General features: G+C 47.4%; 21 protein-coding genes and 1 pseudogene. 17 read left to right on the top strand and 5 right to left on the bottom strand.

Annotated features, from left to right (window positions below):
• Positions 1-10: 10 nt before the first annotated feature.
• The 3 genes from BFO_RS00860 to BFO_RS00850 all read left to right on the top strand — a co-directional run bounded on the left by BFO_RS00860 (position 11) and on the right by BFO_RS00850 (position 5,672).
• Positions 11-3,166, top strand: a complete 3,156-nt coding sequence (locus BFO_RS00860; protein ID WP_244262933.1) for a SusC/RagA family TonB-linked outer membrane protein — start codon at positions 11-13, stop codon at positions 3,164-3,166.
• A 14-nt stretch (positions 3,167-3,180) separates the two neighbouring features.
• Positions 3,181-4,713, top strand: a complete 1,533-nt coding sequence (locus tag BFO_RS00855) for a SusD/RagB family nutrient-binding outer membrane lipoprotein (protein ID WP_157755261.1) — start codon at positions 3,181-3,183, stop codon at positions 4,711-4,713.
• Positions 4,714-4,796: 83 nt separating this feature from the next.
• Positions 4,797-5,672, top strand: a complete 876-nt coding sequence (locus BFO_RS00850) for a glycoside hydrolase family 16 protein (RefSeq protein ID WP_014223657.1) — start codon at positions 4,797-4,799, stop codon at positions 5,670-5,672.
• Positions 5,673-5,840: 168 nt separating this feature from the next.
• Here BFO_RS00850 and BFO_RS00845 read toward each other — a convergent pair whose 3' ends face one another.
• Positions 5,841-6,794, bottom strand: a complete 954-nt coding sequence (locus BFO_RS00845) for a CPBP family intramembrane glutamic endopeptidase (protein WP_080561753.1) — start codon at positions 6,792-6,794, stop codon at positions 5,841-5,843.
• 161 nt (positions 6,795-6,955) lie between these two features.
• On the opposite strand from BFO_RS00845, the gene BFO_RS00840 reads away from it, so the two are divergent.
• From BFO_RS00840 to BFO_RS00790, 11 genes and pseudogenes are all read left to right on the top strand, one after another.
• Positions 6,956-7,996 (top strand): asparaginase, encoded by a 1,041-nt coding sequence (locus BFO_RS00840; protein WP_014223655.1) that lies wholly within the window; start codon positions 6,956-6,958, stop codon positions 7,994-7,996.
• A 153-nt stretch (positions 7,997-8,149) separates the two neighbouring features.
• Positions 8,150-9,076 carry a transcription antitermination factor NusB gene (nusB, locus tag BFO_RS00835; RefSeq protein WP_041590520.1) on the top strand — a complete coding sequence of 309 codons (927 nt, stop codon included), beginning with the start codon at positions 8,150-8,152 and terminating at the stop codon, positions 9,074-9,076.
• Positions 9,077-9,157: 81 nt separating this feature from the next.
• Positions 9,158-9,496 carry a preprotein translocase subunit YajC gene (gene yajC, locus BFO_RS00830; RefSeq protein ID WP_014223652.1) on the top strand — a complete coding sequence of 113 codons (339 nt, stop codon included), beginning with the start codon at positions 9,158-9,160 and terminating at the stop codon, positions 9,494-9,496.
• 10 nt (positions 9,497-9,506) lie between these two features.
• Positions 9,507-10,511: a CdaR family protein gene (locus BFO_RS00825; RefSeq protein ID WP_014223651.1), complete on the top strand. Its 1,005-nt coding sequence runs from the start codon at positions 9,507-9,509 to the stop codon at positions 10,509-10,511.
• Positions 10,508-11,092 (top strand): dephospho-CoA kinase, encoded by a 585-nt coding sequence (gene coaE / locus BFO_RS00820; RefSeq protein WP_014223650.1) that lies wholly within the window; start codon positions 10,508-10,510, stop codon positions 11,090-11,092. Before BFO_RS00825 ends, coaE begins: the two co-directional genes overlap by 4 nt.
• 96 nt (positions 11,093-11,188) lie before the next feature.
• Positions 11,189-11,617 (top strand): annotated as a pseudogene (locus BFO_RS13940) (DUF5606 family protein); the annotation flags it as partial.
• A gap of 276 nt (positions 11,618-11,893) precedes the next feature.
• The gene (locus BFO_RS00810; RefSeq protein WP_014223647.1) at positions 11,894-12,448 is read left to right on the top strand and encodes a helix-turn-helix domain-containing protein; all 555 of its coding nucleotides are present in this window, start codon (positions 11,894-11,896) and stop codon (positions 12,446-12,448) included.
• A gap of 42 nt (positions 12,449-12,490) precedes the next feature.
• Positions 12,491-14,164, top strand: a complete 1,674-nt coding sequence (locus tag BFO_RS00805) for an AMP-binding protein (RefSeq protein ID WP_014223646.1) — start codon at positions 12,491-12,493, stop codon at positions 14,162-14,164.
• 502 nt (positions 14,165-14,666) lie between these two features.
• The gene (locus BFO_RS00800) at positions 14,667-16,601 is read left to right on the top strand and encodes a glycogen debranching enzyme N-terminal domain-containing protein (protein ID WP_014223642.1); all 1,935 of its coding nucleotides are present in this window, start codon (positions 14,667-14,669) and stop codon (positions 16,599-16,601) included.
• Between the two features lie 15 nt (positions 16,602-16,616).
• On the top strand, positions 16,617-17,885 hold the full coding sequence (locus tag BFO_RS00795) for a glycosyltransferase (RefSeq protein ID WP_014223641.1): 1,269 nt from the start codon (positions 16,617-16,619) through the stop codon (positions 17,883-17,885).
• A 13-nt stretch (positions 17,886-17,898) separates the two neighbouring features.
• Complete coding sequence (locus BFO_RS00790) at positions 17,899-19,221, top strand: glycoside hydrolase family 57 protein (protein WP_041591006.1); 1,323 nt, start codon at positions 17,899-17,901, stop codon at positions 19,219-19,221.
• A 101-nt stretch (positions 19,222-19,322) separates the two neighbouring features.
• Here BFO_RS00790 and BFO_RS00785 read toward each other — a convergent pair whose 3' ends face one another.
• Genes BFO_RS00785 through BFO_RS00770 form a run of 4 tightly spaced genes read right to left on the bottom strand, consistent with a single transcriptional unit; the run spans position 19,323 to position 23,069 of the window.
• Positions 19,323-19,610, bottom strand: a complete 288-nt coding sequence (locus BFO_RS00785; protein ID WP_014223639.1) for a winged helix-turn-helix domain-containing protein — start codon at positions 19,608-19,610, stop codon at positions 19,323-19,325.
• Positions 19,595-20,206: a hypothetical protein gene (locus tag BFO_RS00780; RefSeq protein ID WP_041590519.1), complete on the bottom strand. Its 612-nt coding sequence runs from the start codon at positions 20,204-20,206 to the stop codon at positions 19,595-19,597. Before BFO_RS00780 ends, BFO_RS00785 begins: the two co-directional genes overlap by 16 nt.
• A 42-nt stretch (positions 20,207-20,248) precedes the next feature.
• Complete coding sequence (locus BFO_RS00775) at positions 20,249-22,639, bottom strand: outer membrane beta-barrel family protein (RefSeq protein WP_014223637.1); 2,391 nt, start codon at positions 22,637-22,639, stop codon at positions 20,249-20,251.
• Positions 22,640-22,667: 28 nt separating this feature from the next.
• A complete protein-coding gene (locus BFO_RS00770) occupies positions 22,668-23,069 on the bottom strand; it encodes a DUF2141 domain-containing protein (RefSeq protein ID WP_014223636.1) in 402 nt (133 codons plus the stop codon).
• 337 nt (positions 23,070-23,406) lie between these two features.
• Here BFO_RS00770 and BFO_RS15915 point away from each other — a divergent pair, with 337 nt between their 5' ends.
• The 3 genes from BFO_RS15915 (at position 23,407) to BFO_RS15910 (ending at position 24,837) form a co-directional block, all read left to right on the top strand.
• The gene (locus BFO_RS15915) at positions 23,407-23,637 is read left to right on the top strand and encodes a hypothetical protein (protein ID WP_208854693.1); all 231 of its coding nucleotides are present in this window, start codon (positions 23,407-23,409) and stop codon (positions 23,635-23,637) included.
• Positions 23,638-23,993: 356 nt separating this feature from the next.
• The gene (locus BFO_RS15780) at positions 23,994-24,224 is read left to right on the top strand and encodes a hypothetical protein (protein ID WP_167536494.1); all 231 of its coding nucleotides are present in this window, start codon (positions 23,994-23,996) and stop codon (positions 24,222-24,224) included.
• Positions 24,225-24,576: 352 nt separating this feature from the next.
• Complete coding sequence (locus tag BFO_RS15910) at positions 24,577-24,837, top strand: hypothetical protein (RefSeq protein WP_244262932.1); 261 nt, start codon at positions 24,577-24,579, stop codon at positions 24,835-24,837.
• The last annotated feature ends 137 nt before the right edge of the window (positions 24,838-24,974 follow it).

Genomic DNA, 24,974 nt, shown 5'->3' with positions numbered 1-24,974 from the left:
CGATGCCGTAATGCGTGAATTACTTGCCGGTACAAATGTTACCTACGAGAAGAATAATCTGATTATCGCTCTGATTGAAAAAGGAATTAAAAATCAAAAAAGTAAAGTAGTTGTACGTGGACGTATTACTGACACGCAAAACGAACCTATTGTCGGAGCCAATATTATAGAAGAGGGCGCATCCGGCAACGGAACGATCAGTAACGCGGACGGTGCGTTTACTTTGGAAGTAAATCAGGGAGCTATTTTGAAAATATCGTACCTTGGATACCGTGATGTGATACTTCGTACGACAGGAAAGACCTCATTCGAGGTTGTTCTGGAAGAAGATACAAAGGCATTGGGTGAAGTGGTTGTAACAGCCTTAGGCATTAAACGGGAAGAAAAAGCCTTGGGATATGCTGTACAAAAGATCGATGGTGAAAGCTTGCAAAAAGTATCGGGAGTAGATGTCAGCACCTCGCTTACCGGAAAAATCGCGGGACTTTTAGTACGAAATCCGACTGATTTCAACGTTGTTCAATCCATCACGATTCGTGGCGAGGAACCTCTCTTAGTCATCGACGGAGTGGCGTATGCCAATAAGACGTTACGCGATATTTCGTCCGAAGATATCGAATCCATTAACGTGCTTAAAGGAGCTACGGCTTCGGCTCTTTATGGTTTCAGAGGTTCGAACGGAGCTATTTTGATTACAACCAAGAACGGAAGTTCGGGGAAGATCGGTGTAACAGTCGATTTCACGACTAATACGTTATTTTCGTCGGGTTATTTGGCTGTTCCCGAAAAACAAAGCGTATACGGACGTGGAAAAGATAATGCATACGATAAAAATTCGACCGAATCATGGGGCACGTTTATGGACGGATCGATCAAGAATCAATGGGACCCGTTCCTGAAAGAATATCGCGATTATGAATATCTCCCCGTCGGAAAAAATAACTTCAAGAATTTTCTTGAAAAAGGATACATAACCAATAATAACGTAAACGTCTCTTTTAAAGGAAAAGAAATCGCTTTGCGAAGCTCTGTTAACTGGACTCAAAATAAAGGACTGTATCCTAATTCCCGGCTGAATAAGTATTCTTATACATTAGGAGGCGATATTCAGCTCGGGAAATTTCAATTATCCTCCAACATGTCGTATGCGAAAAGAGAGTCGCCTAATATGGGCTTTAATTCGTATAAAGGATATGACCCGATGTATTCTCTACTCATCAACTCTTCGGCCGATTTTAATATTCTGGATTATAAAAATAATTACTGGCTAAAAGAAGGAGAAATACAGAATTATACGTACAGAAGTCAGGTTAATAATCCGTATTTCGACAGTTATGAAAAAACAAACGAGGTCTCCAGAGATATATTCAACGCCGATTTGTCCGCGAGCTATCAAATCGCGGAATGGCTCAAGGCTACCGTAAGATCGGGACTGGATTTTTATATCGACCGCGGAAAACTTCGAGTATCACGAGGGTCGTTCGTATCGACAGGCGATACCGGTATTCCGGGAAATCCTTATACATGGAACGGAACGAAAACGGGAGCTTATCTGACCGGACGAACACAGGGATTCAGTATGAACAATGATTTTCTGCTTACGGGAAATCGAACGGTTTTCGACCGACTTGAAGTCGATTATCTGGCCGGCGGAACGATATTCTACAGAAGAGACGATAACATCAATGCTCAAACGGATGGAGGGATTTTCGCTCCGGGCTTTTTCTCGCTCAAAGCATCGGTAAAGCCACCCAAAATAGGAGAAAGCATGCACGAACAACAGGTAAACTCTCTCTTTGGCCGGCTTGCACTGGCCTGGAATAAGATGATCTATGCCGAAGTAACCGGACGAAACGACTGGAGTTCCACATTGGCCGGTCCTCACGTACCGAAGTCCGATATGTCTTATTTCTATCCTTCGGTATCGGGAAGTTTCGTAGTCTCCGAATTATTGCCCGAATCTGCCCGAACATGGTTGGATTTATTAAAAATCAGAAGCTCTTGGACTCAATCCAAAACTCCGGCCGCTATTTACGCCATCAATCAGGGATTTTCCGTAACCACGGGTACCTGGAATAACATGAATGGAGCTTCGGCACCTCATACCATTTATCCGGCCTCTGTCCGTCCCAATGCGTCGCAAACGTATGAAGTCGGGGTGCAAGGTATCTTCCTTAAAAACAGATTGTCGGTCGATGTTTCCTATTACGACAAGAATATGTATGACTTTTTGAAAAATGCAAGTATCTCTCCGGCTTCCGGAATGACGAATATATTTGTTAATCTTGATGAACGAATCTCACGTCGGGGATGGGAGGTTTCCGTAACGGCTACTCCCATAAAAACACCTGAATGGCAATGGGATATGGCATTCAACTGGTCTACTTATAAGCGTGTTTATACTCAGCTGGATTCAGTCTATTCGACTAAAAAACCATGGATCAAAAAAGGAGAACGTGTAGATGCTTACGTTGCCAATGATTTTATGAAAGTTCCGGGAACGAATGATTATATTTATCATAACGGACGTCTTCAAAAAAGCAAATATCAATCCGTTATGGGATATTCCGATCCGGATTGGCTATGGGGCTTTCATACGACGTTGAGATATAAAGATTTTTCGCTGTTCCTCTCGTTCGATGGAGTCGTCGGAGGATTGATGGGCACACGAACCGAAAGTTATATGTGGCAGATGGGAGTACATCCCCAATCTGTCACTCCCGAAAGAGCTAAAGATGTAGAAAATCCGGGGTCATTGAACTATTTGGGACAAGGTGTGAAAGTCGTATCCGGTAAAGTTACTTTTGATACGGACGGGAACATTACAAGTGACACGCGGACGTATGCCCCGAACGATGTTTATACGACTTATAAGCAGGCAATGCAGGATTTACACGCCAGTAGCGCGTGGGGAGGCTCTGCAAGCCCGGCCGATATCTATTCAAAGACGTTTATTAAGCTGCGAGAGGTCTCCCTCACTTATCATGTGCCACGATTATTCCTTGAGAAGTGGGGACCTGTGAAAAATGCGTCGATAAGTTTCATCGGACAGAATGTATTCTTATGGGCTAAAGATTTTAAATATTCAGATCCGGACGGTGGAAACGAAGATTTTGCCGATCCATCTGTCCGATACCTGGGAGCAAACATAAAACTAACCTTTTAAACATGAATATGACAATGAAAAATCGGATTTCTATCGTTGTGATCATGATCGCTTCATGCATAATTGCTTCGTGCGATAACTTTGAAGACATGAACCAGAATCCGGATCAGCCGAACAAGGTTTCTCCGGAGATGCTCGCAACGCAAATATTGAAAAATACGTATCGCTTCTGGAATCCTGTTCCGGACGACTTTCAGCAGGGTACGAATCTTATGAATAAGCATATCGCGCTGTTGCGCACCAATCCGAATCCGGCACAATATTTCTACTCTTACTATCCTTACGGCAGCTTCGGAGCGTACGCGGGGCTGACCGATCTGCGCTTGATGTCGAAATATTCGAAAGGCACGAAACAGGAACCGTCATATAACGGATTAGAGCTATTTCTAAAAGCTTCGTTTGGGTTTTCGGCTACCTTAAACATGGGAGATGTCCCCTACTCCGAAGCGGGGAAAGCGCATGAAGGGATTACTAAACCGAAATACGACAAGCAGGAAGACGTTTTTAAACAAGTGCTGGAAGATTTCCGGAAAGCGGAAGAGTTTTTCGCCCGCGGTGAGAAATTTGATGGCGATATGATGTTTAACGGCGATGCGGAGAAATGGAGAAGACTCTCCAATGCGATGCAGTTGAAAGTTTTGCAGACGTTGAGCCGAAAGATTACCGACGAACAGAAAACACGCTTCGCCTCAATTGTCGAAGCCGGTCATCTGATGCAGGGTAATGACGATAATCTCAGACTTATTTACAGCGATAACCCCAATGCCGGCTATCCGTTCTGGAATGGTGAAACACATCGTTCATATACGGCTATCTCTAAGTTGTGTGTCGACGCGTTAAAGCAGTTGAACGATCGGCGTCTCTTTTACTTTGCCGAGCCGGCCGAGAAACTGATCAAAGAAGGAAAGAAGGAGTCGGAGTTTGATGCGTACGAAGGTGCGCCTACCGAGTTATCGGCCGAGAAATTGGCGGTCAACAATAGCGCTGGAATGTATTCGCTAATAAATAAGCGTTATCCGTTGTACCTTGACGGAGAGCCGATGCTGATCTTTACTTATTCGGAGCAATGCTTTATCATTGCCGAAGCGATTGAAGAAGGATGGGTGAAAGGCGATGCCAAAGATTATTACGAGAAAGGGGTTCGAGCCATGCTGGAGTATTATATGAATCTTCCGCATACGAAAGAACATGTACACGGGATGGCTATCGATAAAGATTACATCAAAAACTACTTTACAGGAGCTGCTGCTTATGCCGTATCCGGATCGAAGCAAGAGCGTCTCCAACAAATTTGGATACAACGGTGGCTGATCGACTTCTTTCAGGGGAACGGGGGAAACTATCCGCAGTTTTTACGTACCGGCTATCCGGTTTATCCGCTTGATGCGTCGACTTGTATGAATCCCGATGATAAAACGACTTATCCCAAACGATGGATGTATCCGACCAGTGAACAAACGGCTAACCCCGAAAACTATCACAAAGCAATCGATGAGCAGTATGGAGGGTATGACGGAATTAATCAGGTTCCATGGTATTTAAAATGAAGATAGATTAGATGTGTGGTCGTGTCGGAAAGCGTATTTCCGTTTTTCGGATCTGCTTCCGGCACGTCTTTTTACGCTTATTTATGATGATGACTTATAAAATATATCTGTTTACGATAACCTTTCTCATCTTGTTTGCTTGTAACAAACAGAAAGAGGAAAAACGACCGAATGAAGATTTTCAGTGTATTATTACTCCGACCGGGACATGGAATCTGGTGTGGGATGAAGAATTCGACTACGAAGGACTGCCTGATACGACGAAATGGAGCTACGATACGCAAGGTAATGCATGGGGTTGGGGAAACAACGAAGCGCAATACTATACGGCGGCCGACCCCGATAATGCGTGTGTGAAGAATGGTATCCTTACGATTACGGCCCGGATGGAAACCATCGAGAACAAACGATATACGTCAGCTCGTTTAATCACGAAAGAAAAAGGAGACTGGCTCTACGGACGTTTTGAAATATGTGCTAAGTTGCCTCGAGGAAAAGGCACGTGGCCGGCTATCTGGATGCTCCCGACTCAATCGGAGTACGGAAAATGGCCTGCCAGTGGCGAAATCGATATCATGGAAAACGTAGGTTACGATCCGGATCATATTGTGGGTACAGCGCATACGCAACGTTATAATCATACTAAGGGGACACAGAAAAGCGCGACGCTTCTTATCCCAACGAATTCGACCGCTTTTCATGTGTATGCTCTTGAGTGGGAAGAAAAAGAATACCGGCTGTATGTGGATGACAAATATTATTTTACCTTTGTGAACGAAAATACCGGATTTGCGGAGTGGCCTTTCGACAAAAAGTTTCACCTTATACTGAATTTGGCCATCGGAGGGAATTGGGGAGGACAGCAAGGAATTGATGACGCGTTATTTCCTCACCATTTCTATATCGATTATGTGCGGGTCTATCAAAAGCAAGCTAATTCCGTCTCTTCTTCGAAATAATCTGAAATGTTTTGGACGAAAAATCGAATGAATTTTACGTTAACAGGGCGGACAGTATCTCAGTCTTTGGATTAACAGTCAGCTAACCAATTCAACAATTAAACTCTCGAAGGGCTTTTCACTCTTCACTCTTCGTTTTTCACTTTTGACGGTAATCCGTATCGGGCTTTACGAAAGGACGGGAGAGGGAGGGGGAGGAGGGACGCGGCGTGTCAGGATGCCGAATTTCCATTTGTAGATGAATGCGAGGATGCCGATAAACACGATGCTGGAAATAACGGCGATGAACAAATCTTCGCCGGGGTTGATGATCTTGGCTTTAAACAGTGCATCGGTTCGGAGTGCTGATCCTTCATACGTCATCAACATGGATCCCAGAATATTATTGATTGAATGAGCACCCATGGCCAGTTCGATACCATCGTCGAGCAGTGAAATCAGCCCGAATGTCAGTCCGATAAGAAAATAGTTTGCCATCATCACTCCGAAGCCGTATTTGGTTACTTCAGGATTGGCCGAATGCAGGAGTGCAAACAGTACGGAGGGAATCAGGAGCGCCCACAGGCGGCTGCCTGTCCATGAAGCGACGCCTTGCGCCAGATACCCGCGGAATACAAATTCTTCGCACGAAGACTGAATAGGGATCATCGTCAAGGTAATGATCGTTAGAAAGATAAACCGTACAGGCTCGAAGCGGAACTCGAAATTATTGGGGTCTGTCATATAGTTGATCGCAAACGACCCAACCTGCAAAACGCCCCATACGGCGAGGCCGACAAAGAAACGCGACCAGCGGACACGCTTCGTGCCGTTAATGACCTCTGTCCATGACCGTCCGTGAAACATTTTGATGATCCATATTGCAACAGCCAGAAATACGACAAACGAAAACGCCATAGAAGCTAAATACAGGTTCGAGTCGATACCGGACATCATACTTTCTTGCGAAAAGCTGTTTATGTCGGTGAGCGGCTTCGGGTTTTGTATCCATTGGGTTATTAATATAATGAATAGAGGGATGGCTCCAACGGTGTTCGTTGCCATAAAACAGATAAATATCACAAGTAAATACCAGTACCACTGGCTCTTTTGTGCGGTGACGCATTCTAAATGATTAGTCATGTAATATAAAGTTAAATTATTCAACCTCGGTGCGCTTTTTCGGCGGACATCCGCAATGCTTCGGCCGATCAATCGCAGTTTGGGGACAAATATAAATCATATTTCAGAACAACAGCATGTTTTGTCCGGTTTTTTTCTACTTTTGCAATCTAATTTTTTGAATGATGACACAACTTGATAAAGCATCTGTTTTGTTGATTTATACGGGAGGAACCATCGGCATGGTAGAGAATTCTGAGACCGGCTCGCTCGAAGCATTCGATTTCCGCCATATCCGCGAAAATATCCCGGAACTCAAAAAGCTCGGACATGCGGTATCGTTTATTCCTTTCGATCCGCCGTTAGATTCGTCAGACATCGGACCGGAATCGTGGGCAAAGATGGTGCGGACGATTGTCGAAAACTACGATAAATACGACGGTTTCGTGATTCTTCACGGAACGGATACGATGGCATTCACCGCGTCAGCACTGAGTTTTATGCTCGAAAACCTGAATAAACCCGTTATTCTGACCGGTTCGCAGTTACCCATCAATATGCTGCGTACCGATGGAAAGGAAAATTTAATCACGGCTGTAGAGATCGCTGCTGCGAAGGTGAACGGGAAGCCGGTCGTGCCCGAAGTCTGTATCTTTTTTGAGAACTTGTTGATGCGGGGCAATCGTACAACAAAAATCGATGCCGACGATTTCAATGCTTTCCATTCCTCCAATTACCCGGCACTCGCTCGCGCCGGCGTGACAATCCGCTACGAGACGAACCTGATCTATCACCCTCAGCTCGTTAAACCACTCAAACCGCATTACGAGATGGATAAGCATGTAGTGGTCCTGAAACTTTTCCCGGGAATATCGGAAGATGTCGTTCGATCCGTCCTGCACATCCCGAACCTGAGAGGCGTCGTACTCGAAACATTTGGAAGCGGCAATGCTCCGACCGACGAGTGGTTTCTCAAGCAGTTGCGCGAAGCCGTAGAACGCGGCATTACGATCGTGAATGTGACGCAGTGCGCGGGCGGACGTGTGGAGATGCACCGTTACGGGGCAGGTCGTACGCTCCTCGAATGTGGCGTGTTGAGCGGTTACGACAGTACGACGGAGAGCGCCGTCACCAAGCTGATGTTTCTTTTCGGGCAGGGACTCACTCCGAAAGAGGTGCGTGACTATATGCAATACTCGCTCATCGGCGAGGTGACGGTCTGAACCGGGCGCCGGCAGTGAAACGGATGAAATCTCGCGTGAGATTGATTATCTTTGTCGCCTGTTTCATTAATTATAGTCGTAAAAAAGAAAACAGATATTGAAAGAATGTATATCTTTGCGGTCTAAAAATAGGTTTAGAAGATCTTTCATACAATGATAAACAGGGTTTTGATCCGCATCAAAGTGTTGCAAATCGTGTTTGCTTACTATCAGAATGGGAGTGATGATTTGAAAATGGCTGAAAATGAGCTTCTTTTGAGTCTGCGCAGATCGTATGATTTATACTATTATTTCCTGTTGCTGATCGTCGAGGTAACCCGTCTGCACGAACGGCAGTTGGATACGCGAAAGCATAAATATCTTCCTACCTCTGATGAGCTAAATCCGAACATGCGGCTGGTCAATAATCGTCTGGCACGGCAGATCGAAGCCAATGAGAAGTTGCAGGCATACGTTAAGGAGCACGGTGTCTCATGGGTTAACGAGACGGACTTTGTGAAAAGGGTGCTGGAACTGATTCTGAATTCCGAGCTTTATGCCGAATACAAGGACAGTGAGGACGATTCGTATGAAACCGATCGTGAATTCTGGCGCGCCGTATTCCGGAAACTGATTTGCCGGAATGAGGAGTTGGAAAATGCACTCGAAGATATCAGTATCTACTGGAACGATGACATCGAGATTATTCAGACGTTTGTGATAAAGACCATCAAACGTTTCGAGGAAGCTCATGGGAGCAGGCAGGAGTTGCTGCCGATGTTTAAGGATGAGGAAGATCGGGATTTTGCCATTCAACTCTTCCGTAAAACATTGCTGTATGGCGAGGAATATCGCGAGCGTATCGACCGGCATCTGAGAAACTGGGAGTCTGAACGTGTGGCGAACATGGACTTGTATATTATGCAGATGGCCCTGGCCGAGTTGCTGCATTTTCCGAATATCCCTGTGAATGTGACCCTCAACGAATACATCGATGCGGCTAAGGCGTACAGTACGCCGAAGAGCGGAACGTTTATCAATGGTATTCTTGATTCGATTGTGCAAGAGTTGGCCCAGGAGAAACTGTTGTTCAAAGCCTGATTTTTGATACGCTGCTTGTTTTTCTGTCCGACTTGCTTTATCTTTGCCCGAAACAATTATTTTTTTAATGTATAAAGAGATATGAATTTGTTCAACGTATTATTGTTACAGGCGCCGGCCGGCGCATCGCCTGCAGGTGGAAATGCGGGCTACATAAATATTTTGTTATTGGTGGCTTTGGTGGCGATCTTTTATTTTATGATGATCCGTCCGCAGCAGAAACGCCAGAAAGATATTCAGAAAGCACGTGAAGCGATGAAGGTGGGAGATAAGGTGATCACTTCCGGAGGAATTCATGGAAAGATCAAGGATTTGGGCGAGACGTCCATGTTGATAGAAATTTCGGAAGGCGTGCGGGTCCGGATCGAGAAAAATTCGGTGTTCGCCTCGTCGGAAGATGTGCAGCAGCAAACCAAATAAAAAACATCATATGTCGCGACTTGGAAAATCACCCTCGTTCAAGTCCGAGACTCGAAAAGTAAAGACCCTCATTCGTCGACGGAAATGGCAGGAGGTCTTTACTTTTATGATCTTTCTGTTGCTTTCGCTGGGATTCTGGTACCTGCAGACCTTGCAGGACGAATACGAAATAGAGATTGTCATCCCGGTGAAATATAAAAATGTACCGACTGGTAAAGTTTTGACGGGCGACAATCCGCAGGAGATTATTGCGAGGGTGAGAGACCGTGGAACAGTACTGATCAATTATTCGTGGTTTAGGACGTTTGCTCCGCTTGAGATAGATGTCAAAGCTCTTCAAAAGGCCGGAGGGCACAAAGGCACGGTAACCCGTCGCATGATCGAAACGAGTATATCGAAACAACTGATCTTGTCGACCTCACTGCTAAGCTTCGAACCGTCGTCCATACAGATCGAATACGATGACTTGTTGAAGAAAAACGTGCCGGTAGTCCTTGATCTACTGGTTTCACTCGAGCCCGGCTTCCAGATTTCCGATACGATAACGATTACCCCATCGAAGGTGGAGGCGTATGCTGATCGTGCCATGCTGGATACCCTGCTCACGGTGAAGACTGTCTCTCTGAATGTTGAGAATCTCAACAAAACGAAAGAACTTACCGTCGGTCTTCAACCGATCGAAGGAGTGCACTACGAACCGGAAGAAGTGAAGGTAAGCATTCCGGTTGAAGAATATACCGAGAAACGGCTGGCTCTGCCGATACAGTGCGACAGTGTGCCGGGAAACTACATCTTGCGCATGTTCCCGTCTTCGGTCGAGTTGCTTTTCAAACTCCCGCTTTCGCGCTTCAAGGAAGTTTCTGAGGCGGACTTTGAGATACGGATTCCTTTTCATGAGTTTGAGACCCATCGTGAGGCCGGCGAATTGCCTATTCGTTTGACAAAACGGCCCGCACGGCTGTCGAATCCGATACTGACTCCGGAAAAGATTGAATTTATTCTGGAGCAGAAATGACGGTAATCGGAATCACGGGAGGCATCGGGAGCGGTAAATCGGTCGTTTCGCGTCTGCTGGAAACATATGGTGTGCCCGTATATAATGCGGACAGGGAAAGTAAACGTTTGACGGTCTCGTCACCTGTTCTTCGAGAGCGTCTGACGGCATTGCTGAGTGCAGACATCTACACCTCCGAAGGCCTGAATCGTGCATTAATGGCCGAACGAATCTTTCGCGACACGGTCCTGCTCGAACAAGTCAATGCCATTATTCACCCCGAAGTGTCGAAAGATTTTGACTGCTGGAAGGCCGGTTTGCAAACGGAGGTCTGTGGACTCGAATCTGCCATTCTGTTTGAATCGGGTTTTAACAGAAAAGTGGATTGGACGCTTATGGTAGATGCACCGGAAGAGGTGCGCCTCAGTCGCGTCACGGTTCGCGATGGTGTGTCGGAAGCCGATGTGCGGCGGCGCATGAGCTATCAATGGCCGGATGAACGCAAGAAAGCCCTGGCCGATAAAGTCGTGCTGAACGATGAGCACACACCTCTGATTCCCCAAATGGAGGCACTTATGGCTGAATTAGGGGGAATCGGATGAAAAAGACAGTATGCTAAAAATATATTTATTTTTGTCGAATTCGGAAGAGTTGCATTATCTTTGTCCATCATAATAAAAATGTAAAAAGAAAGAGTTATGCTGAAAAAAATCCTGTCGGTATCGGGAAAACCCGGTTTGTATCAGATGGTTTCTCAAGGAAAGAATATGTTGATTATTGAATCTCTGACGGATAAAAAGCGGATTCCGGCATATGCGAGAGATAAAGTCATTTCGTTGGGAGACATTGCGATTTATACGAACGAGAAAGAAGTGCCGCTCTACGAAGTGCTGAGCAGTGTGAAACAGAAAGAGAACGGCCAAAAAGTGTCGATTGAGTTAAGCAAGGCTTCTCCGGACGAACTTCGTGCCTATCTGGCCGAACTACTTCCCGATTTCGACCGCGAGCGTGTCTATCCGACGGACATCAAGCGTTTGCTGACTTGGTACAATCTCTTGTTGGAAGCCGGTATTACGGAGTATGAGCCGCAGGAGGAAAAACAGGAAAAGAAAGAAGAGACGGCTGAAACTGCTGTCGAAGAACCGAAGAAAGCAGCGCCCCAAAAGACTGTGCGTGCGAAATCGACAGCTGCAGCTTCGACAACGGCAAAAAAACAGGCGACACCGAAGAAAGCGACTGCAGCCAAAACGACGCAGCGCACACGGCAGAAATAATTGCCTTCCGGTGGAACTCTTTGACGAAGGGCAGGAATTTGTCCCTGCAGGCTCGATGAAACATACAAGGTCTTCCGGCAGTCGCAGACGCAAGGGCGACCTTTTCAAACAGGTAGAATACATGGTGTGATGAACGAAGAAATCAAACAAATTGCCGAACGTCTGAAAGGACTTCGGGATGCATTGGATATTCCGGTGGAAGAGATGGCGAAGGTCTGTAAGATGTCACCTGATGAATACCTGCGTCTCGAAAGCGGGACAGCGGATATCTCTGTCAGCGTGTTGCACAGTATTGCACATGCCTGCGGTGTGGAATTAACGACACTCATGTTCGGTGATGAACCGAAGATGAGTGCCTATTTCGTGACGCGTAACGGCAAAGGCGTATCGGTTGAGCGTACGAAAGCATATAAATACCAGTCGCTTGCCGCAGGCTTCTCGAAGCGTAGAGCGTATCCGTTCATGGTCACCGTACATCCCAAGCCGGAGAGTGAACCGATCTACCTCAACACACATTCCGGACAGGAGTTCAACTACGTGATCCATGGACGCATGCTGTTGCAAATTAATGGCAAAGACTTGATTCTCGGTGCAGGAGACAGCATCTATTTCAATTCCGAATTGCCGCACGGCATGAAGGCGCTTGACGGTGAAATCGTCCAATTTCTGGCGGTGATTGTGTAATTTATTTTTGAAAACTAGAACAGTTGGGAAACTATATTGTAAATGTTAGAACGCTTTGTAACGCAGACGACGTTTTCGTCACAGGAAGATTTTAAAAAGAATTTTCATATCACGATCCCGGAACATTTTAATTACGGCTACGATGTGGTCGACGCATGGGCAGATGAGGCTCCGCAGAAGAGAGCTCTGTGCTGGACGAACGACCGGGGTGAACACCTTGACTTCACCTTTGCCGACATGAAGCAATACAGCGACCAAACGGCATCTTATTTCCAATCGCTCGGTATCGGGCGCGGTGATAAGGTGATGCTTATCCTTAAACGCCGTTATGAGTTCTGGTTCTCGATCATTGCCCTTCATAAACTCGGTGCCGTGGTGATTCCCGCCACACATCTGTTGACGAAGAAAGACATTGTGTATCGGGCTAATGCGGCTGATATAAAAATGATTGTCTGTGCCGGCGAAAATGAAATCCTGACGCATATCCGCGAGGCCATGCCCGATTCGCCGACTGTGCGGACGCTCGTCTCCGTGGGACCGGAAATCCCTTCAGGCTTCGAAGATTTCAGCCGGGGGATTAAGCAGGCGAAACCGTTTATACGTCCTGCGCAGGTTAATACGAACGATGATATATCGCTGATGTACTTTACCTCAGGCACGTCGGGCGAGCCGAAGATGGTCGCCCACGATTTTCTCTACCCGCTCGGTCATATCGCGACGGCCTGCTATTGGCATAATCTGGACGAAAACAGCTTACATCTTACGATTGCCGATACAGGCTGGGGAAAAGCCGTATGGGGTAAACTCTACGGTCAGTGGATTGCCGGAGCAACCGTATTCGTTTATGACCATGAGAAGTTTACACCCGCCGATATGTTACAGATGATTCAGAGGCATAAAATCACGTCGCTCTGTGCACCACCCACCATTTTTCGTTTTCTGATTCGTGAAGACCTCACGAAATACGACCTTTCTTCGCTGCAATATTGTACCATCGCCGGCGAAGCATTGAACCCCGCCGTGTTCGATACGTTTTACAAACTCACGGGTATCAAACTCATGGAAGGATTCGGCCAGACGGAAACCACACTGACCATCTGTACTTTTCCTTGGACAGCGCCGAAGCCCGGTTCTATGGGGCTGCCTAATCCGCAATACGACATCGATCTGCTTCGTCCCGATGGAACAAAGGCCGAAGATGGTGAACAGGGGCAAATCGTTGTGCGAACAGGCGATGCAAAACCTGTCGGACTCTTTCGGGCATATTATCGCGATCCCGAACGTACACGCGAAGCATGGCACAACGGTATTTACTATACCGGCGATGTGGCATGGCGCGATGAGGACGGTTATTACTGGTTTGTGGGGCGTTCGGACGATGTGATCAAAAGCTCGGGCTACCGTATCGGGCCGTTCGAGGTGGAAAGCGCTCTGATGACGCACCCTTCGGTAGTGGAATGTGCCATTACGGGCGTACCGGACGAAATACGCGGTCAGGTAGTCAAGGCCACCATCGTGCTCTCGAAAGAATATAAAGACAGGGCAGGAGAGGAGCTGGTGAAGGAAATTCAGAACCATGTAAAACGGGTGACCGCTCCGTATAAATATCCGCGCATCGTCGAGTTCGTTGATGAGCTGCCCAAAACCATCAGCGGCAAAATCAGGCGCGTCGAAATCCGTGCCAACGACAGTGAGAAATCTTCTGCGAAATCATAAATGGTATCGTGTTACCTCTCCTGACCTATACCTTTATTTCAATTCCATATTCGGGGTTTTCCCGATGGCCCAATCCGTTTGATTTTGCCTTTCGGGCTTTTCCCGACGGGTAAATCCGTTTGATTTTACCTTTCGGGGTTTTCCCGATAGGCAAATCTGTTTAATTTTTCCTTTCGGGTTTCCCCGATAATGGAAATTGATTCATTCCGAATTTTGTGATAAAGATTTTTTGCAAAAACAGAAATCAACTTCACCTCCGTTGGTCATTTGTTGTCTGTATATGCTATGACGGAAGATGTTGAATCGGCTTTTTTTTCGGAAAGAAATTGGTATCGGAAATATGGCGGCCTCTCTTCTTTCTTTTTTCCTGTTCGGCCAAGTTGAAAAAAACAGCCTGTCATCAAACTTTTCGATAAAAAAATTGTTTATGTCTGAAATAGTATCTATTTTTGAGAGTTCAACAAAATAAGTGAGATTAAAAATGGTTTAAAAGAAGAAAAACATGAATTACCTTAAATTCGACAAAACGTTAATAATTAACCTCGAAGAATCCTTATCACGCGAGGTGCTACGTACCAACCGGAAAGGCGCATATCATTGCACGACCATCGTTGACTGCAACACGCGGAAATATCACGGTTTGCTCGTTATGCCCGTGCCGGAGCTGGATGACGATAATCATGTCCTGCTCTCTTCGTTCGACGAGACGGTGATTCAACACGGTGCCGAATTCAATCTGGGATTGCACAAGTACGAGGGCGGGAGTTTCAGCCCGAACGGTCACAAATACATTCGCGAATATACGATGGAAACGGTGCCGCGCACGGTTTACCGGGTGGGAGGTGTGGTACTTTCGAAAGAAATCATTTTCTCTCGGAAGCACAACCGGATCATGATCAGATATACCTTGATAGAGGCGCATTCGGCTACTCTGCTGCGTTTTCGCCCGTTTATGGCTTTCCGCAGCGTCAGGGAGCTCACACATGTCAACGGTAATGCCAATCAATCGTATGAAGAAGTGCCGAACGGTATCAAAGCCTGTATGTATCCCGGTTATCCGGAGCTTTTCATGCAGTTCAATAAAAAACCGGAATTTGTGTATGAACCGTATTGGTATCACGGCATCGAGTATCAGAAAGAGCAGGAGCGAGGTTATCCGTACAAGGAAGATTTGTTTGTTCCCGGATATTTTGAGCTGTCGATTGAAAAAGGAGAATCGATCGTGTTCTGTGCCGGCGATATGTTGCGTGACCATTTGCCGGACCTTCCGACACACTTCAATGAAGAAGTAGAGGCGCGTACCCCACGTTCCAGTTTTTATAACTGTCTGAAAAACTCAGCGCATCAGTTATTTTACAATCCGAAAGGCGAAGATGTATATCTGCTGGCAGGGTACCCTTGGTTCAAAGTTCGTGCGCGCGACATGTTTATCTCAATGGCTGCCTGTACGCTTTATCTCGACGAGCGAGAACGGTACGAACGACTCATGAGGACTGCCGTTCCCGCTCTCCGTACATTTATGCGCGAGGGAAAAACCGATCCGATTATTCATGAAATGGAACAACCGGATGTATTGTTATGGGTCATCTGGTGTATACAGAGTTTCAGCTTGAGAGAAGGACGTGACGAAGCCAAACGACTGTATGGCGAGCTGGTCGGCGAAATCATAGCTTATATCATGGCACAGAAGCATCCCAACCTGAAGGTGACCGATAACGGGCTGCTATATTCCGACGGACGGCAGAAACCGGTGACGTGGATGAACTCCGTTGTCAACGGACGTCCCGTCGTGCCGCGCACGGGATACATCGTCGAATTTAATGCGCTTTGGTATAATGCGCTTTGTTTTTATAAAGAACTTGACGAAAGCGTATCGCCCGAAGTCGATCGACTGATCACGGCTTTAGAGTTGTCTTTTCCTGCTACGTTCGTGAACCAATACAACTACTTGTTCGACTATGTAGACAGCAGCCCGAATCAGGACTGGAGCGTACGACCGAATATGGTTATTGCGTTGGCTTGTCCCTATTCACCGTTGACACGGGTACAAAAACGCGGCGTGCTCGATATTGTGACGAAAGAACTGTTGACACCTAAAGGTCTGCGCTCGCTTAGTCCCAAAAGCGAAGGCTATTGTCCGAACTACATCGGGCCGCAGTACGAACGCGATCTGGCGTATCATCAAGGCCCCGTATGGCCTTGGCTGACGGGAATGTATCTGAAGGCTTACCTGGACCTGTTCGGCCGCGGAGGCGTCTCGTTCGCCGAGCGTACGCTCATCAGTATGGAAGAAGAAATATCGCTGCATTGTATCGGAACGATCTCCGAACTGTTCGACGGTAATCCTCCGTTTGCAGGGCGTGGAGCCATATCGTTCCTGATGAGTATCGCTTCCATCCTGGCGGTGATTGAGAAATTGAAAGAGTATGACGAATAAAAAAGATGGCAAGAGATGAAAGCGTTAATGTTTGGATGGGAATTTCCGCCGCATATCCTCGGAGGACTGGGAACGGCGAGCTTCGGTTTGATCAAAGGCATGTCGCTGCAATCCGATATGGATATCACGTTCGTGATGCCTAAACCGTGGGGCGATGAAGATCAGAGCTTCCTGAAGATTATCGGGGCATGCAATACCCCTATCGTGTGGAAGGAGGTACAATACGATCAGGTAGCCGCACGGCTGTCGAAATATATGGATCCGCAGGAATATTTCAAGCTGCGCGACCATATCTACGCCGATTTCAGTTACCGGCATGTCAACGATCTGGGATGTTTTGAGTTTTCCGGTCGTTACCCCGATAACCTGTTGGAGGAGATTAATAATTATTCGATCGTGGCGGGAGTCATTGCACGCGCCGAAGGGTACGATGTGATTCATGCACATGACTGGCTGACGTATCCTGCCGGTATTCATGCCAAGACGGTCAGCGGTAAACCGCTCGTCATTCACGTACATGCCACGGACTACGACCGCAGCCGCGGAAACGTCAACCCCGATGTCTACGGCATCGAGAAGAACGGCATGGATCATGCCGACCATATCATTACGGTCAGTAACCTGACGCGCCGGACGGTGATCGAAAAGTATCATCAGGATCCGGCCAAAGTCACAACGGTACACAATGCCGTGGAGCCTCTCAGCCCCGATATCCTCTCCATCTCCGACAAACGCGGAGTGAAGGATAAGATCGTGACGTTTCTCGGACGCATCACCATGCAGAAAGGGCCGGAATACTTTGTCGAAGCCGCAGCACGCGTATTGTCGAAGACGGATAACGTGCGCTTCGTCATGGCCGGTAGCGGCGATATGATGGATAAGATGATCCGTCTGGCCGCATCGCGTAACTTGTCCGACCGTTTCCATTTCACCGGTTTCATGAAAGGAAAGCAGGTGTATGAAATCTTTAAAGCCAGTGATGTGTACGTGATGCCTTCCGTTTCGGAGCCGTTCGGTATCTCACCGCTCGAGGCGATGCAGTGCGGTGTGCCCTCGATCATCTCGAAACAGTCGGGATGCGCTGAGATACTTGATTATGCCATCAAGGTAGACTATTGGGATATCGAAGCCCTGGCCGATGCGATCTACGGGCTTATCACTTATCCGAAACTGCACGCTTTCTTGAAAGAGGAAGGATTGAAAGAAGTTAATAACATCAAATGGGAATATGCCGGGCAGAAAGTGCGCCGGATTTATGATCGGGTCTTGTATGGAAAAAATTAAAACAACAGAAGATATGAAAACAATTTGCTTTTACTTTCAAATCCATCAGCCTTTTCGTTTGAGAAGGTATCGTTTTTTCGACATCGGAAACAATCATTATTATTATGACGATTTCCAAAATGAGGAAATCTTTCGTCGGATTTCCGAAAAGTGTTACTTGCCGGCTAACCGTACCATCATGGAAATGATACGTAAGAGCGGCGGTAAGTTTAAAGTGGCCTTTTCGATCTCGGGGACAGCGCTTGAACAGATGGAAATTTATGCGCCCGAAGTGATCGACAGCTTTCGCGAACTCGCACAGCTCGGTTGTGTGGAGTTTCTGGCCGAAACGTATGCCCACTCGCTCTCCTCGCTCGGCGATGCTGAGGAGTTCAGGGCACAAGTCAAGATGCATAAGGAGAAAATACAGTCGCTCTTTGGCGTTCGTCCCAAAGTGTTCCGGAATACGGAACTGATTTATTCGGATGATATCTCCGAACTCGTCTATAACCTCGGCTTCGAAGGCATGCTGACCGAAGGAGCCAAGCATGTATTGGGATGGAAAAGTCCGAACTACGTCTATGCGTCGGCTGTTCGTCCGCAGCTGAAATTGCTGCTGAAGAACGACCGTTTCAGTGAAGACCTCTCGCTCCGCTTCAACGATTATACATGGAAAGAATACCCGCTGACAGCCGATAAATATATCTCGGCGATTGCTTCGACGGCCGAGCCGGAAAAGGTGATCAACGCCTTTATGAACTACGAAGTACTGGGCTCCATGCATGCGGCCGACACGGGAATCTTCGAGTTCTTCAAGGCGTTACCGCAGTACGCCGAAAGAAATAACCTCTCGTTCTCACTGCCCTCCGAAGTGTTTGAAAACATGAAACCGGTCGATGTGGTTTCCGTCCCCTATCCGATGTCATGGGTCGATGAAGAAAAAGACTGCAGTTCGTGGTTAGGTAATGTATTGCAGCATGAAGCGTTCCAGAAAATCAACGAAATCGGAGAACGGGTGCGCCTGTCGGGTAATCGTCGCATCAAGCAGGATTGGATCTATTTGCAGAGCAGCGACCACTTTTATTACATGAACACGAAGCATTATAACCTGTTCAGTCCGTATGATAATCCGTACGATGCGTTCAATAACTACATGAACGTACTTTCCGATTTCATGCTGCGTGTCGAAGCGGAGTTCCCCTCTTCGATCGAAAACGAGGAGCTGAACTCGTTGCTCACGACCATCCGCAATCAGGCGAATGAAATTAACCGGCTTGAGAAAAAGCTGGAAACGATTCAGAAATCATCGGAAACGAAGAAGAAAAGCGCCGTCACCAAGAAAGTTGCCGGTAAATAACGGCGCTATGTAGAGCATAATAATAAGCCGGAAGTTTTTCGTCGAAAAATATCGATAAAAACTTCCGGCTTCTCTTTTTTATACCGCAACCTCGGTGTGTTTTACTTGATGTTGATATACGTTTTCAACGCCTCGACGTATTCGCGGAAGGCTGTAATCCCGGCCTCTGTGATGCGGCACGTCGTGCAGGGAACTTTTCCGCGGTATCCTTTTTCTATGGTTATATAACCGGCTTGTGACAATTTATCGAGCTGCACGCTCAAGTTGCCTGCCGTAGCTCCGGTCTGCTCGCGGATATATTTGAATTCCGCGCTTTCGACACTGAGCAGTATCGACATAATACCCAGTCGAAGCTCACCGTGCAATAGCGGATTCAGCTCTTTGAACATACTTTTTTAGCTCGATGGTTTAAAATATATCCCGGAATAATCATCATGACAACAAAGGCTAACGCAAATGTCAGCATCTTTATATCCCAGCCCGGCAACAGGTAATGGGCTACTCCGATCCCCATCGCCGCCACGCCTCCGATGACCAGCGGCCTGAACTGTACAACCAACCCGGTCAGGATCGTTCCCATACCCATGATCAGTATGATGATAAACAGAATCGGCAGCTTCCACATCACGCTGAATATCGACAGGCACGACAGCAGAAAACCGGTCAGGCCCAAAACTAACCAGATATATCCAACAACTCGGTCTACGTATGTACGGACTCCTGCGGGCTTTTTCTTCCAAAGGAATAACCCGATGCCTCCCGTGAGCGGAATAAGAAACCACAAAAATTGTGTCCGGTAGTCGCCAGTATAGTTTACTGCCCACCATACCAGTAAGGTTGTGACAGTCGTGGCATAGCCCCAGATCAACATCGGCATGCCAGTATGGCGCTCCAGTCGGTGCTGTGTGTTTTGGATCATCCGTGTGATGAGTTCCAGACTTTCTTTTTCGTTGAGCGATTTGTCCTTTAATTCTTTTTCTTCCATAGCTGTAAAAAAATGAGTGTAAAAATATGAATTTATCATGAATTATCTTGTATCGGAAGTTCGTTTTAAACGATTCTTTTCCGCTTCCGAGCCATTCTCAAGTGTACGACTTTTAAAATGCTTTCCTGCGCTGAACGTATAGTTCAGACTGAACTTGAGGTAACGGGCATCTTGCGGATTATATACTTCCGTTCGTGTTGTCAGGTGTTTCATCTCCGAGAAATAAACGATCTTACGGTCAAACACATTGTTTATGCCTAATGAAGCCGTGAGGCGATCATTCAACAGCTGCCTCTTCACCGAGAGATGAAACAGATGGCGAGGTTCGATACCGGAATTGGCCGAATACAGACGGCTCGTGCCGCTGTAGGTCAGTTCGAGGTGAAACTTCGCCGGCAACGAGAAGCCCGTTGTCAGATTAGCGAAATAAAGGTAATGCGACACACGGCGGTCACTTTCCGTACCTCGGATATCCTGTTTTACCCCTACCAGATTAACATTCATGTCCCACCATCTCGTCAGACGGAAAGGGGCGCTCAGCACTGCATAATAATGATTTTCCGTATGATGATTTTCGGGGATGATGTACGTAACGTTCGGGTCGGACGTCTCCGTCTTCCGCACTTCCCTCACCAGATCGCGGTGCAGGTTGGCGCCGATCGAAAGCACATAACGATAGCGGTAAACGGCCGTCAGACCGATCTTATGGATATACGTCGGACGTAATGCCGGATTGCCGATGTAATACGAATACTCCGAATATTGTATCCGGTTCGGATGGAGACGCCTGAAATTAGGACGTTCGATATTCCGTGAATACTGTCCGATCAGCATAAACGTCCGCATCGGATCGAACGAATACGTTACGTTCAGGTTCGGAAACAGATCGAAGTACGACTGACGGATACGGTGATGATGCCCGTTCGCATGCGTATATTCGCCACGCAGACCGGCCACGAGACTGAGACGATTGTATTCGGTCGAAAAAGTGCCATAGACCGCTCCGATATGTTCCGTGTAACCGAGTGAATAATGATACGCCGGAAGCGGATGCCAGCCTGAAGGAAGAAGACTTTCGTACCGTACCGTGTCCGACATATCGTTATGTGTGTATTTCACACCCGCAACAAGTTTTGTACGTGGCGAAAGCTGCTTGCTCAACACCCCGTCGGCCGTATAAATCCTGTAATGCGACGATGTGTTGTTCCGGTATACCGAATCCGATGTCTTTCCGTTCCGGATAAACGAGGTATGATAGTCGTTGTCACCCTCCACATGTTTGTTTGTGCAGTCGGCAATCACTTTGAAGGTTGATCCGAGCGTATCGAGCGCATGCACATAGTTCAAGGTCATCGAGCAGGTACGGTCTGTCTCTTTTTGCCGGTAGTCGCTTTCGGAGTTGACGAGGATACCGTTGGGCTTCGTTCGCGTCGTGACGCTCGACGGACTGCGGGCGCTTATGGCCGAATACTCCGCTTCAACTCCGAAGCTGTTTCGTTTGTCCGGCTCATACACGATACCCAGCCTCCCCAACCCCGAATGCAGCGTGCGATTGACGTCCGAAACCGAAAAGTAATCATGGTTGTCTCCTGTCCGGAAATTACGCGTTTCCACCGAGTTTGTTTTTCCTTCAGGCAGTATCTTCGCCGATACAAACGTATTGAATGTCCAGCGTCCGGCACGGGCGTTGAAAGAGGCCGACGGCTGATAATCGGTCAACGTTTGGCTCTGTGCTGTGCCGGCTTTCACATGCCCGCTGATACCGTTCTCCAATTGTTTGCGAAGTGTCAGTTTAATCACTCCGCCGAACGAATCGGCGCTGTATTCCGCTCCGGCCTGAGGGATAATCTCGACGCGCACAATGTCGGCCGAACGGAAATTACGCAGATAATCCATCAGTTCTTTGCCTTTGATCTTCAATTCGCGTTCGTTGATAAAGACTTTGGTACCCCTTGCCCCGTTGATGGAAATACCGTTCCCATCGACCCATACGCCCGGAGCCAGTTGCAAGACTTCGATCGCGTCTTTATTCAGGGTCAGCGGCATATTGTTCATCCTCATCACGAAGCGGTCGGCCTCGCGTGTGATCGCTGAAGCCGTAACGGTTACTTCGTTCAGGTTCGTCTCGAGCTCCTTCAGGCAAAAATCGCCTGCCTTCGATGCCGCGTCCGAAAGATAAATGCTCTGCTCCAACGGCTGATAAGCAAGATGCCGGATGTTGATCCGGTACTTGCCCCCGACAGCGGTAAGCGAGAAGCGTCCGAGCGTATCGGTGACCGTCACGGCCGCTTGCCCGTCTTCCGTCAGCAAGGCAACCGTCGCAAACTCGACGGGCCGGCCGTTGTTATCCGTCACCTTGCCGCTTCGCTCCTGCGCCGAAGCGAAGCCGGCATAGATGACACTTGCAATAAATACAATAAGAAACCGCTTCATGGCTGTCTGTTTTTCGACACAATGAGGTTCAGCGTTTTTCCATCATTTCCTTTACGTTGATCAGTTTGATCTCGAACTTGTTTTCTCCGTCTTTGATCGTTACCTTCTCTTTCGTATTGCACGGTTCGATCGGGATATGTTGCTCATCCATATCGAGCTGGAAATTCTCATTCAGATCCTGATATACGTAAATATTCGTTTTGCCGACCGGTACGTTTTTCAGTACGCAGACCACATCGCCTGTCGAAGTAACCGCTACCATTTCTCCGATCATCTCTTGCGGTTTCGCTTTATCTCCCGCCGCAACCATTACTTTGCCTTTCGCTTCCCTGACGCCTTTTACCACTACCGTTACATCCGCAGACTGTCCATAAAGAGATACACTCAGTCCCAAAGCAGCGAACAGTCCAATCATTCTCAATGTTTTCATAACTGTTTTTTTTACTTGTTACTAAATAATTCCTTTTTTTGAATCGATTCACATCGCAAAAATAATGTAGTTTATTTTGTAAACCAAATTATTTAATGAATTATTTTTACAAACCCAAATTACGCGATACACTGTTCGGCATTTACCGTTAGTAATGGACATGCGAATGTACGACAATGGTTAATTATCAATGGTTATTTTCTAAATACATGATTCGGCGTGTACCCGGCATAACAATTAACCATTAACCATTAATTTGTCATTCAGAGCGTAAGCGATGAATCTCTTTTCCGTTACTTTTGGCTTGACCCAAAAGTAACCAAAAGGTCAAGGCTTCGTGCGCTTCACACGCCTTCGCGAGGCTTGCAGGTCGGAAAATCAGGTAACTCGCTTCGCTTCGGACAGCCTGATTTTCTTTCACCCTGCTCGCTGCTCCGTCGGCTCACCGCCCGAGGCCCATGGACGAACGCCGAGGGCGTTCGAGGCGAGATTCCTCACTACGTTCGGAATGACAAACGCGGTTATTTGCGTTGATTCGCGCCCATTTGTGAAATTCGCGTTCGGATAACCCTGCATAACAATTGACAATTAACAATTGAATTACGTCAGGCTTACAGCCCTTCGCCGAGATGCGATGCCTTTTTCCCCAACGCTTCGCATTGGGCTGAATTATCTCGCCCTTTCAGGGCTTTTACAGTGGTCAGCAGTCAGCCCTGCAAATTCCCCCTTTGAAGGGATAACATCCCCCCTTTTCGCTTCGCTCTTCCCCCCTTTGAAGGGGGGGAGGGGGGATGTCCCTCTGCATTCGGATACCGTGTACCCGGCATAACAATTAACCATTAATTTGTCATTCAGAGCGAAGCGATGAATCTCTTTTCCGTTACTTTTGGCTTGATCCAAAAGTAACGAAAAGATCAAGGCTTCGTGCGCTTCGCACGTCGTCGCGACGCTCGCAGGTCGGAAAATCAGGTAACTCGCTTCGCTTCGGACAGCCTGATTTTCTTTCGCCCTGCTCGCTGCTCCGTCGGCTCACCGCCCGAGGCCTATGGACGAACGCCGAGGGCGTTCGAGGCGAGATTCCTCACTACGTTCGGAATGACAAACGCGGTTATTTGCGTTGATTCGCGCCCATTTGCGAAATTCGCGTTCGGATAACCCTGCATAACAATTGACAATTAACAATTGAATTACGTCAGGCTTACAGCCCTTCGCCGAGATGCGATGCCTTTTTCCCAAACGCTTCGCATTGGGCTGAATTATCTCGCCCTTTCAGGGCTGTTACAGCGGTCAGCAGTCAGCCCTGCAAATTCCCCCTTTGAAGGGATAACATCCCCCTTCGCTTCGCTCTTCCCCCCTTTGAAGGGGGGAGGGGGGATGTCCCTCTGCATTCGGATACCGTGTACCCGGCATAACAATTAACCATTAATTTGTCATTCAGAGCGAAGCGATGAATCTCTTTTCCGTTACTTTTGGCTTGATCCAAAAGTAACCAAAAGATCAAGGCTTCGTGCGCTTCGCACGTCGTCGCGACGCTCGCAGGTCGGAAAATCAGGTAACTCGCTTCGCTTCGGACAGCCTGATTTTCTTTCACCCTGCTCGCTGCTCCGTCGGCTCACCGCCCGAGGCCCATGGACGAACGCCGAGGGCGTTCGAGGCGAGATTCCTCACTACGTTCGGAATGACAAAGGGGGGGGATTTGCGCCCATTCGCGAAATTTGCGAAATTTGTGTTCGGATACCGTGTACCCGGCATAACCATTAACCATTGACAATTAACAATTGAATTAACAGCCCTTCGCCGAGATGCGATGCCTTTTTCCCCAACGCTTCGCATTGGGCTGAATTAATGCGCCCTTTCAGGGCTTTTACAGTGGTCAGTAAACAGATCAACAACTAAACATTTCAA

This window comes from Tannerella forsythia 92A2 (assembly GCF_000238215.1).
Lineage (GTDB): Bacteria > Bacteroidota > Bacteroidia > Bacteroidales > Tannerellaceae > Tannerella > Tannerella forsythia.
The sequence above is the reverse complement of the archived record's forward strand: the minus strand, read 5'-3'. Positions and strand labels throughout refer to the sequence as shown.